At 61.9% G+C, this 10,208-nt stretch carries 11 protein-coding genes; 9 read left to right on the forward strand and 2 right to left on the reverse strand.

All coding sequences use genetic code 11. The features are described 5' to 3' along the window. Nucleotides 1-271: 271 nt before the first annotated feature. Nucleotides 272-922: a hypothetical protein gene (locus B0E42_RS27130; protein WP_014335872.1), complete on the reverse strand. Its 651-nt coding sequence runs from the start codon at nucleotides 920-922 to the stop codon at nucleotides 272-274. Nucleotides 923-1,295: 373 nt separating this feature from the next. Here B0E42_RS27130 and coxB point away from each other — a divergent pair, with 373 nt between their 5' ends. The 4 genes from coxB to B0E42_RS27150 all read left to right on the forward strand — a co-directional run bounded on the left by coxB (nucleotide 1,296) and on the right by B0E42_RS27150 (nucleotide 5,673). After that, nucleotides 1,296-2,423 (forward strand): cytochrome c oxidase subunit II, encoded by a 1,128-nt coding sequence (gene coxB, locus B0E42_RS27135; RefSeq protein ID WP_018600866.1) that lies wholly within the window; start codon nucleotides 1,296-1,298, stop codon nucleotides 2,421-2,423. A gap of 82 nt (nucleotides 2,424-2,505) precedes the next feature. Continuing rightward, nucleotides 2,506-4,092 (forward strand): cytochrome c oxidase subunit I, encoded by a 1,587-nt coding sequence (gene ctaD, locus B0E42_RS27140; protein ID WP_014335870.1) that lies wholly within the window; start codon nucleotides 2,506-2,508, stop codon nucleotides 4,090-4,092. Between the two features lie 117 nt (nucleotides 4,093-4,209). Then, nucleotides 4,210-4,761, forward strand: coding sequence for a cytochrome c oxidase assembly protein (locus B0E42_RS27145; RefSeq protein WP_014335869.1), 552 nt, complete (start codon nucleotides 4,210-4,212; stop codon nucleotides 4,759-4,761). Nucleotides 4,762-4,785: 24 nt separating this feature from the next. Next, nucleotides 4,786-5,673 (forward strand): cytochrome c oxidase subunit 3, encoded by an 888-nt coding sequence (locus B0E42_RS27150; protein WP_024617701.1) that lies wholly within the window; start codon nucleotides 4,786-4,788, stop codon nucleotides 5,671-5,673. A 24-nt stretch (nucleotides 5,674-5,697) separates the two neighbouring features. On the opposite strand, the gene B0E42_RS27155 is transcribed toward B0E42_RS27150, so the two are convergent. Further along, nucleotides 5,698-5,901 carry a twin transmembrane helix small protein gene (locus B0E42_RS27155; protein ID WP_014335867.1) on the reverse strand — a complete coding sequence of 68 codons (204 nt, stop codon included), beginning with the start codon at nucleotides 5,899-5,901 and terminating at the stop codon, nucleotides 5,698-5,700. 70 nt (nucleotides 5,902-5,971) lie between these two features. Between B0E42_RS27155 and B0E42_RS27160 the strand changes: the two genes are divergently transcribed. From B0E42_RS27160 to B0E42_RS27180, 5 genes are read left to right on the forward strand one after another with little or no spacing between them, the layout of a single operon-like run. Further along, the gene (locus B0E42_RS27160) at nucleotides 5,972-6,709 is read left to right on the forward strand and encodes an SURF1 family protein (RefSeq protein WP_077508478.1); all 738 of its coding nucleotides are present in this window, start codon (nucleotides 5,972-5,974) and stop codon (nucleotides 6,707-6,709) included. Continuing rightward, nucleotides 6,675-7,268, forward strand: coding sequence for a hypothetical protein (locus tag B0E42_RS27165; RefSeq protein ID WP_033062353.1), 594 nt, complete (start codon nucleotides 6,675-6,677; stop codon nucleotides 7,266-7,268). The genes B0E42_RS27160 and B0E42_RS27165 overlap by 35 nt, the downstream gene beginning before the upstream one ends. Nucleotides 7,269-7,278: 10 nt before the next feature. After that, nucleotides 7,279-8,358 carry a heme A synthase gene (locus tag B0E42_RS27170; protein ID WP_018600877.1) on the forward strand — a complete coding sequence of 360 codons (1,080 nt, stop codon included), beginning with the start codon at nucleotides 7,279-7,281 and terminating at the stop codon, nucleotides 8,356-8,358. Beyond that, entirely contained in the window at nucleotides 8,346-9,245 is a 900-nt protein-coding gene (gene cyoE, locus B0E42_RS27175; protein ID WP_018600879.1) for a heme o synthase, read from the forward strand. Before B0E42_RS27170 ends, cyoE begins: the two co-directional genes overlap by 13 nt. Beyond that, on the forward strand, nucleotides 9,242-9,877 hold the full coding sequence (locus B0E42_RS27180; protein ID WP_077508480.1) for an SCO family protein: 636 nt from the start codon (nucleotides 9,242-9,244) through the stop codon (nucleotides 9,875-9,877). The genes cyoE and B0E42_RS27180 overlap by 4 nt, the downstream gene beginning before the upstream one ends. The last annotated feature ends 331 nt before the right edge of the window (nucleotides 9,878-10,208 follow it).

Genomic DNA, 10,208 nt, shown 5'->3' on the forward strand with positions numbered 1-10,208 from the left:
GCGATATCAGCCATTTTTTGATGCATCGCTACAACTGGATTCGGCCTCACCAATTCAACGATGGGTTGGCGCCAGCGCGGGCCGAGGAAAATCTTAACGTCGTGTCCGGGATTAGTTGACCACTACAACACCTATTTTATGAACACCACAGATCCAATGTGGGAGCGGGCTTGCTCGCGAAGGCGGTGAATCAGTTAGCTAATAGGCTGCCTGACACTCCGCCTTCGCGAGCAAGCCCGCTCCCACAAAAGCTTCATGTTGTCGTGATGGATCAAGCCGCCGGCTGATCCAGCTCCAGCCCAACGCCCAGCTGGCGCGACAGGCACGGCCAGCGCTTCCACGCTGCGCCCGTGTCCGGGCTGCCGAGTTTCTCCCGGTAAGACTCCACCGACTCCAGCGCAAAGCTATCTTCGTCGAGCATTTCGTCCACGGCATGGTGCACGGCTTCATCCAGCTGGTTGGCGAACGGTTCGCCGATCAAATGGTGAGCGATCAGGTTGGCGACCGTCATGTCCAGCGGAATCAGCGGCTGGCTGAAGTGCTTGATATACAGATCATTGACCTCCTCCACCAGCCGGTGGGCCAGGTAGGCTTCGTCCAACAGGCTGTCCAGGCCAACGTGGCCTTCCATCAACTTCGGTGGCTGGAGAAAAAACTGTTCGGCGATTTTCAGCACCGGCTTGATCTGCGATTCGATACCGGCTTCGCGAGCCACCTCGTTGGCGGCGTCCAGCAGGTCCGGCACTTGTTCGATGTAAGCGGTGACAAAACGCGTCATGACGCCCTTCGCGTCGATGTCTGGCAATTGGATCGCGGCATGCAGATGCGGTAACTGGGCCTCCAGCTGGCGGGTCAATTGGCCGGTCTCGGCTTCATGTTGTTGGGCTTTTTGGATCTGCTCGCGCAATGCGGCGGTGTTCATGAAAACTCCAGGAAACAAAGGCAATGAAATAGGGAAGACATAACTTAGCTGGCGCAAAAACACTCCTAAGACCTAATTTTCATAACCGCCCCTTCCTTGCTACAGCACAGTTATATCGGTTTGCCATCACTCAGGTTCGCATCCTTCTCCATTCGTGGGCTCTAGCGCAAGCCCCGGCTGTTTCAAACGATTTACGCCATCGCGTTGCGAGGTTGCAGGTGCTGTCTATACTCGGGTTGGAATGGAGTTAGCTGATGACACCCGATTGCATGTGCAGCAAGGCGCGGCGAGTCAATTAAGCAGTCTGAATAGCCGATCCCTTGCCGCAGGCTTTACGCCTACGGGATAACAAGAACGATAAGGGGAACCCGCAATGACGCGACATCCACACGTATGGATGGGCCTCCTGTTGTGGTCGATTTTCAGCCAGGCGCAAGCGGCCTGGACTGTGAATATGGCGCCTGGAGCGACACAGATCAGCAATGCAGTGTTCGACCTGCACATGACCATTTTCTGGATCTGTGTGGTCATCGGCATCATCGTCTTCGGCGCCATGTTCTGGTCGATGATCATGCACCGCCGCTCAACCGGCCAGAATGCCGCGCATTTCCACGAAAACACCCGCGTCGAAATTCTCTGGACCATCGTGCCCTTACTGATCCTGGTGCTGATGGCGATTCCTGCCACCGCCACCCTGATCAAGATGTACGACTCCAGCGAGTCGGACATCGATATCCAGGTCACCGGCTATCAATGGAAGTGGCACTACAAGTACCTGGGCCAGGACGTCGAGTTCTTCAGCAACCTGGCGACCCCCGCCGAACAAATCCATAACCAGAGCGCCAAGGGCGAGCATTACCTGCTGGAGGTCGACAAGCCGCTGGTGCTGCCGGTCGATGCCAAGGTGCGCTTTTTGGTGACCTCCGCCGACGTGATCCACTCCTGGTGGGTGCCGGCCTTCGCGGTCAAGCGCGATGCGATCCCAGGCTTCGTCAACGAAGCCTGGACCCGTGTCGACAAGCCCGGCCTGTACCGCGGCCAATGCGCCGAGCTGTGCGGCAAGGACCACGGCTTCATGCCGATCGTGGTGGAGGTCAAGAGCAAACCCGACTACGAAAAATGGCTGGGCGAACGCAAGGCCGAAGCCGCTCAGCTCAAGGAGCTGACCAGTAAGGAATGGACGCGCGAAGAACTCATCGAGCGTGGCGACAAGGTCTACCACACCACGTGCGTGGCCTGTCACCAGGCCGAAGGCCAGGGCTTGCCACCGATGTTCCCGGCACTCAAGGGCTCGAAAATCGCCACCGGGCCGATCAAGGATCACCTGGGCATTGTCTTCCACGGCAAACCCGGCACCTCCATGGCCGCGTTCGGCAAACAGTTGTCGGAAGTCGATATCGCCGCGGTCGTGACCTATGAACGCAACGCCTGGGGCAACAACAAGGGCGACATGGTGACGCCTAAAGAAGTGCTGGAACTCAAACAGGCAGAAAGCCAATGAGCCGGCCTGACGATCGTTCTCGCAACCGTTCCGGGCTCACCGCCCCGGGCCGCCCAGCCCACTCGTTCGAAGGAGACAGGACATGAGTGCTGTGATCGATGACCACGGTCATGCCGACCACGCCCACGGCCCCGCCAAGGGCCTGATGCGCTGGGTACTGACCACCAACCACAAGGATATCGGCACGCTGTACCTGTGGTTCGCCTTCTCCATGTTCCTGTTGGGCGGCTCGTTCGCCATGGTGATCCGCGCCGAGCTGTTCCAGCCCGGCCTGCAGATCGTGCAGCCGGAATTCTTCAACCAGATGACCACCATGCATGGCCTGGTGATGGTCTTCGGCGCAGTCATGCCGGCGTTCGTCGGCCTGGCCAACTGGATGATCCCGCTGATGATCGGCGCGCCGGACATGGCCCTGCCGCGCATGAACAACTTCAGCTTCTGGCTATTGCCGGCGGCGTTCCTGCTGCTGGTCTCGACGCTGTTCACCCCTGGAGGCGGGCCGAACTTCGGCTGGACCTTCTATGCGCCGCTGTCCACCACCTACGCGCCGGAAAGCGTGACGTTCTTCATCTTTGCCATCCACCTGATGGGCATCAGTTCGATCATGGGCGCGATCAACGTGATCGCCACCATCCTCAACCTGCGCGCCCCCGGCATGACCCTGATGAAAATGCCGCTGTTCGTCTGGACCTGGCTGATCACCGCGTTCCTGCTGATCGCAGTGATGCCGGTGCTGGCCGGCTGCGTGACGATGATGCTGATGGACATCCACTTCGGCACCAGCTTCTTCAGTGCCGCCGGCGGCGGTGACCCGGTGCTGTTCCAGCACGTGTTCTGGTTCTTCGGCCACCCCGAGGTGTACATCATGATCCTGCCAGCCTTCGGTGCCGTCAGCTCGATCATCCCGGCGTTCTCGCGCAAGCCGTTGTTTGGCTACACCTCGATGGTCTACGCCACGGCCGCCATTGCGTTCCTGTCGTTCATCGTCTGGGCGCACCACATGTTCGTGGTCGGCATCCCGCTGGTGGGCGAACTGTTCTTCATGTACGCCACCCTGCTGATCGCCGTGCCCACCGGGGTGAAGGTGTTCAACTGGGCCAGCACCATGTGGCAAGGCTCGCTGACCTTCGAGACACCGATGCTGTTTGCCGTGGCGTTCGTGATCCTGTTTTCCATCGGCGGTTTCTCCGGGCTGATGCTGGCCATCGCCCCGGCGGACTTCCAGTACCAGGACACCTACTTCGTGGTCGCGCACTTCCACTACGTGCTGGTGCCCGGCGCGATCTTCGGGATCTTCGCCTCGGCCTACTACTGGCTGCCGAAGTGGACCGGCCACATGTACGACGAAACCCTCGGCAAGCTGCACTTCTGGCTGTCGTTCGTGGGGATGAACCTGGCGTTCTTCCCGATGCACTTCGTCGGCCTGGCGGGCATGCCCCGGCGGATTCCCGACTACAACCTGCAGTTCGCCGACTTCAACATGGTCTCGTCCATCGGCGCATTCATGTTCGGCACCACGCAGATCTTCTTCCTGTTCATCGTGATCAAGACCATCCGTGGCGGCGAGCCGGCACCGGCCAAGCCGTGGGATGGGGCCGAAGGGTTGGAGTGGAGCGTGCCTTCACCGGCGCCGTATCACACCTTCACTACGCCGCCGGAAGTGAAATGAACACTTTAGCTTCTGTGGGAGCGAGCCTGCTCGCGATAGCGGTAGATCAGGCACACCGCGTCGCCTGCATCGCGAGCAGGCTCGCTCCCACAGGGCTCGGTGCAAGAGGCAGGAGCCATGGCTGATTCGATTTCGATGAAGAAACTGGTCACCCGCCTGCTGCTGGTGGTGGTGGCCATGTTCATCTTCGGGTTTGCCCTGGTGCCGATCTACGACGTGATGTGCAAGGCGTTCGGCATCAACGGCAAGACCGGCGGGCAGTACGAAGGCGAGCAGGTCGTCGATGAATCCCGCCAGGTGCGCGTGCAGTTCCTGTCGACCAATTCGGTGGACATGGTCTGGGACTTCTACCCCAAGGGCGATGAGCTGGTGGTCAAGCCCGGGGCGGTCAACGAGATGGTGTTCGTCGCCCACAACCCCACCGACCGGCCGATGAGCGCCCAGGCGGTGCCGAGTATCTCGCCGAGCAACGCGGCGGCGTATTTCCACAAGACCGAATGTTTTTGTTTTACCCAGCAAGTGCTGCAACCCGGCGAACGCATCGAAATGCCCATGCGCTTCATCGTCGACCGGGACATGCCCAAGGAAGTGAAGCACCTGACGCTGTCCTACACGCTGTTCGACATCACCGCTCGTCATCCACCGGTGGCTCTAAACACTGACCGATAGCGTGCCCGATAAGGAGAACAATAAATGGCAACTCACGAACACTATTACGTTCCGGCCCAGAGCAAATGGCCGATCATCGCCACGGTCGGGATGTTCGTCACGGTGTATGGCCTGGCGACCTGGTTCAACGACCTGAAGGCGGCGCGCCCGGATTCCCACGGCCCGCTGATCTTTTTCGTCGGCGGCCTGCTGGTGGCCTACATGCTGTTCGGCTGGTTCGGCGCGGTGATCAAGGAAAGCCGCGCCGGGCTGTACAGCGCCCAGCTCGACCGCTCGTTCCGCTGGGGCATGAGCTGGTTCATCTTCTCCGAAGTGATGTTCTTCATCGCCTTCTTCGGTGCCCTGTTCTACGTGCGCACGATCTCGGCGCCGGGGTTGGGCGGTGAAGGCAGCAAGGGCTTGTCGGAGATGCTCTGGCCGAACTTCGAATACGTCTGGCCGCTGCTGAACAACCCCGATCCCAAGCTATTCCCACCGCCCAAGGATGTGATCAGCCCCTGGGGCTTACCGCTGCTCAATACCATCCTGCTGGTCAGTTCCAGCGTCACCGTGACCATCGCCCACCATGCCCTGAAAAAAGGCCATCGCGGCGCGTTGAAAATCTGGCTGGCGATCACCGTGCTGCTGGGTTGCGCCTTCCTCGGCTTCCAGGCCGAGGAATACATCCACGCCTATAAAGAGCTGGGCCTGACGTTGGGCTCGGGGATCTACGGCGCGACGTTCTTCATGCTCACCGGGTTCCACGGCGCCCACGTCACCATGGGCACGATCATCCTGTTTGTGATGCTGATGCGCATCATGCGCGGGCATTTCGACAACGAGCATCAGTTCGGCTTCGAGGCGGCGAGCTGGTACTGGCACTTCGTCGATGTGGTGTGGATCGGCTTGTTCATCTTCGTCTACATCCTCTGACGCAACCGTTATCAGGGCGGCTCTTTACCAAGGAGCATGCGACACCAACTGGCCGCTGAAGAAACCCCAGGCAATCAAGCCGACGGTGGCGGCGGCCAGGCTGACTCGGATCGCCAGGGCGATGACCAGGCGATTGGAACTGCTGTCGTCCTTGACCAGAAAAAACAGGCCGCTGAACAGGCTGGCAATCGTGGCAATCAGCATCAGGACGATGGCTGCTTTGAGCATTAGGGACACTCCGGGGGGACGCGATGCACGTGAGTATAGCTATCCCGTTCGACGGCTTTCGGACGGCGCCATGAAAGGTTTCCGGCCAGGCATCGTGCCGTCATTGGTGGTGGCCGTGCTGGTGCCGGTGATGGTGTGCCTGGGGTTCTGGCAATTGAGCCGGGGCGAACAGAAGCGCGTGCTCATGGACACTTACGCCGAGCGCCGCGTGGCACCGCCGATGGACAGCACCGAGCTGGCGCACACCAGCGATCCGGCCTTTCGCCCGGTCACGCTGCAGGGCCAGTTCGACGCCGAGCACAGCATCCTGCTGGATAACCGCCAACACGACGGCAAGGTCGGCGTCGAGTTGCTGCAACCGTTCCTCGACCACCGCACCGGGCTGTGGCTGCTGGTCAATCGCGGCTGGCTGCCCTGGCCGGACCGGCGCACTCCGCCGGCCTTCAACACGCCGGAGCAACCGGTGAGCCTCCAGGCCTGGGTCTACGTCGCACCCGGCGCCACCTTCCAGCTCCACGCCGACCCGGCCGGTGCGCCCTGGCCGCGACTGGTCACCGCCATTGAGCCGGACAAGCTCTGGGCTGATCTCGGCCGCAACGGCTTCGCCTATCAATTGCGCCAACAAAGCGGCCCCGGCGCCTACCGGACCGATTGGCCGGTGGTCGCCATGGGCCCGGAAAAACACCTCGGCTATGCCGTGCAGTGGTTCGCCATGGCGGCGGCACTGTTCGGCCTGTTCCTTTATCTCGGATGGCACAACGCAGGGAGACACCATGGGAAGCACCATGAATCCAACCAACACGTCTGAGGCCCCCGTAGCGCCCAACCGGCGCAAGGGCCGCGTGCAATTGCTGCTGATCGTGCTCGGCGTGATCGGCCCGATGATCCTCGCCACCGGCATGTACAAATTCCAGTTCTGGGTGCCCGACAGCCGCAGCTACCACGGCGAACTGATCGGCACCGGCCAGACCCGCGCCGAGATTGGCGTGCAGGCCGATGAGCAGCGCTGGCAGATCCTGGTCACCGCACCGCAGGAATGCTCGGTGGATTGCCGACAACTGGTGTACCTGGCCCGGCAAGTCCAGATCGGCCTCGGCCGTGAAGCCGGCCGCGCCAGTCATGCCCTGGCGATCGCACAACCGCTCGATGCCGAGTACGACGCCCAACTGCAGCGTGAATACCCGCAACTGCAACGCTACCCACTGGACCTGCCGGCGTATCAGAAAGGCGCCCAAGGCTCCGGCGGCGCCCAGCTGTGGATCATCGATCCCCACAGCAACCTGGTGCTGCGCTACGACGCCCGGGTCAAGGGCAAGGACCTGCTCAACGACCTGCGCCACCTGCTGAAACTGTCGAACATCGGATGAGGGCATCGACATGGCCAAACCTGGATTTCGCCTCGCGCTGTTTGCCACGCTGCTGGCACTGATCGTCGTCTTGCTGGGCGCCTACACCCGGCTGACCCACGCCGGCCTCGGCTGCCCGGACTGGCCCGGCTGCTACGGGTTCATCAGCGTGCCCAAGAGCGAAGCCCAACTGGCCCATGCCGAGCTGCATTTCCCCGACACCCCAGTGGAAGCCCACAAAGGCTGGAACGAGATGGTCCATCGCTACTTTGCCGGGGCCCTGGGGCTGATGATTACCGTGCTGGCCGCCCGGGCCTGGATGAACCGCCGTCACCCCGGCCTGCCGTTGAAACTGCCGCTGTTCCTGCTGGCCGTGGTGTTCGCCCAGGCGGCGTTCGGCATGTGGACCGTCACCCTCAAGCTGTGGCCGCAAGTGGTGACCGGGCATTTGCTCGGCGGCTTCGCGACGTTGAGCCTGCTGTTCCTGCTCACTTTGCGCTTGTCCGGGGTGTTGCCGGCGCTGACCGTGCCCAAGCGCCTGCAACACTGGGCCACGGCCGGGCTGCTGCTGGTGATCGGCCAGATCGCCCTCGGCGGTTGGGTCAGCTCCAATTACGCGGCGGTGGCCTGTATCGATTTCCCCACCTGCCACGGCCAATGGCTGCCACCGGCCGATTTCGCCAACGGCTTCCACCTGACCCAGCACATCGGCCCCAACTACCTGGGCGGGCAACTGGACAGCGACGCCCGCACCGCCATCCACCTGACCCACCGCATCGGCGCCTTGCTGGTGACCGTGGTGCTGCTGGGGCTGGCCTGGCAATTGAAGAGCGTCGGCATGACCCGCTTGGCCGGCCTGGTGCTGGCCGCACTGGCGGCGCAGATCACCCTGGGCATCAGCAACGTGCTGTTCCATCTGCCGTTGCCGGTGGCCGTCGCCCACAACGCCGGGGGCGCGGCACTGTTGCTGACCCTGGTGCTGGTCAACTATCACGCCCGTACCAGCCTGGTCCGGGTCAAGCATCAAGTCCCGCTGCGCTGGCGGTTCAACCCGCCTAAACACCGCGCCAGCCCCATAACAATAAAAGGAGAGATGCCATGGCAACCTTGACCGGTGAACGCCACAGCCAAGCGATCTGGCGCGATTACCTGGAGCTGACCAAGCCCAAAGTGGTGGTGCTGATGCTGATCACCTCGCTGGTCGGCATGTTCCTCGCCACCCGTGCCGGCGTGCCGTGGACGGTGCTGGTGTTTGGCAACCTGGGCATCGCCCTGTGTGCCGGCGGCGCTGCGGCGGTCAACCATGTGGTGGACCGGCGCATCGACGCGGTGATGGCCCGCACCCACAAACGGCCATTGGCCGAGGGCCGAGTCTCGCCGGCCGCCGCCCTGACCTTCGCCCTGGCCCTGGCCGTGGCCGGCCAGGCCATGCTGCTGGCGTTCACCAACCCGCTGACGGCCTGGCTGACCCTGGCCTCGTTGCTCGGCTATGCGGTGGTGTATACCGGTTTCCTGAAACGGGCGACGCCGCAGAACATCGTCATCGGCGGCCTGGCTGGCGCGGCACCACCGCTGCTGGGCTGGGTCGCGGCCACCGGTCATGTCAGCGCTGAACCGCTGCTGCTGGTGCTGATCATCTTCGCCTGGACCCCACCACACTTCTGGGCCCTGGCGATTCACCGCAAGGAGGAATACGCCAAGGCCGACATCCCGATGCTGCCGGTGACCCACGGCGAGCACTACACCAAGATCCATATCCTGCTGTACACCCTGGTGCTGCTGGCGGTGAGCCTGATGCCGTTCGTGATCCAGATGAGCGGGATGCTGTACCTGATTTGTGCCCTGGTACTGGGTGCCAGGTTCCTGCAATGGGCCGTGGTGTTGTACCGTGGCAGTCGGCCGCACGCGGCGATCAACACCTTCAAGTACTCTATCTGGTACTTGTTCCTGCTGTTCATCGCCCTGCTTGTAGATCATTACTTACTGTTGAGCCTATGACTCGAACCCAGAAAACCGTCTTCATCCTCGCGGCCGTGATCGCAGTGATCCTCGGCCTGACCATCAACAAGGTGCTGTCCGGCAAAGGCCAGGGCGACCCGACCGCGCTGATCGACGCCGGCATCATCCTGCTGCCCCAGAGCCGCACCCTGCCGGACGTGAAAATGACCGACCAGGACGGCCAGCCCGTGGCGATGGACGGGTTGAAAGGCAAATGGAGCCTGCTGTTCTTCGGCTACACCTTCTGCCCGGACATCTGCCCGACCACCCTCGCCCAACTGCGCCAGATCAAAAGCGAACTGCCGCCCGAGGCTGTGGATAAGTTGCAGATCGTACTGGTCAGCGTCGACCCGAACCGCGACACGCCCAAGCAACTCAAGCAGTACCTGGGTTACTTCGACCCGCAATTCAAAGGCCTGACCGCTTCATCCGTCGAAGACCTGCAGAAACTGGCGAATGCGGTGAGCATCCCGTTCATCCCAGCGGACACCAGCAAACCCAACTACACCGTCGACCACAGCGGCAACCTCGCGGTGATTGGCCCGGACGGTACCCAGCGTGGATTCATCCGGGCGCCGCTGAATAATCAAAAGCTGGTGGCGCAGTTGCCGGAGATGCTCAAGCGTAAATAGCACTTCCGCGGGCATGCCGCTCAGTTAAGCCGTGCCGATTCATTGTGGAGGGGGAATTCATTGTTGTAGGGAAACTCATTGTGGCGAGGGGATTTATCCCCGCTGGGCTGCGCAGCAGCCCCCCAAAAGCCCAATGCGATCAACATGGCACAACGCGGTGCCTGCGTTCAGGGCGAGAGACCTCCTGCCCCCACTCTCTCTGTGGGAGCGGGCTTGCTCGCGAAAGCCGCGGGTCAGCTTGCATCAGGACTGAATGTACCCCCGCGAGCAAGCCCACCCCCACCTCCAACCTGGGGCGCTCACAAATACTGCATCCAACCCCACTCCCCTG

It is taken from the genome of Pseudomonas sp. A25(2017), assembly GCF_002001065.1.
In the GTDB taxonomy this organism is placed as follows: Bacteria; Pseudomonadota; Gammaproteobacteria; order Pseudomonadales; family Pseudomonadaceae; genus Aquipseudomonas; species Aquipseudomonas kilonensis.

Coding starts and splice junctions, on each gene's coding strand:
- coxB (WP_018600866.1), top strand. CDS start 1,296: ATGACGCGACATCCACACGTATGGATGGGCCTCCTGTTGTGGTCGATT.
- B0E42_RS27165 (WP_033062353.1), top strand. CDS start 6,675: ATGGGAAGCACCATGAATCCAACCAACACGTCTGAGGCCCCCGTAGCG.
- B0E42_RS27170 (WP_018600877.1), top strand. CDS start 7,279: ATGGCCAAACCTGGATTTCGCCTCGCGCTGTTTGCCACGCTGCTGGCA.
- B0E42_RS27155 (WP_014335867.1), bottom strand. CDS start 5,901: ATGCTCAAAGCAGCCATCGTCCTGATGCTGATTGCCACGATTGCCAGC.
- B0E42_RS27130 (WP_014335872.1), bottom strand. CDS start 922: ATGAACACCGCCGCATTGCGCGAGCAGATCCAAAAAGCCCAACAACAT.
- cyoE (WP_018600879.1), top strand. CDS start 8,346: ATGGCAACCTTGACCGGTGAACGCCACAGCCAAGCGATCTGGCGCGAT.
- B0E42_RS27180 (WP_077508480.1), top strand. CDS start 9,242: ATGACTCGAACCCAGAAAACCGTCTTCATCCTCGCGGCCGTGATCGCA.
- B0E42_RS27145 (WP_014335869.1), top strand. CDS start 4,210: ATGGCTGATTCGATTTCGATGAAGAAACTGGTCACCCGCCTGCTGCTG.
- B0E42_RS27160 (WP_077508478.1), top strand. CDS start 5,972: ATGAAAGGTTTCCGGCCAGGCATCGTGCCGTCATTGGTGGTGGCCGTG.
- B0E42_RS27150 (WP_024617701.1), top strand. CDS start 4,786: ATGGCAACTCACGAACACTATTACGTTCCGGCCCAGAGCAAATGGCCG.
- ctaD (WP_014335870.1), top strand. CDS start 2,506: ATGAGTGCTGTGATCGATGACCACGGTCATGCCGACCACGCCCACGGC.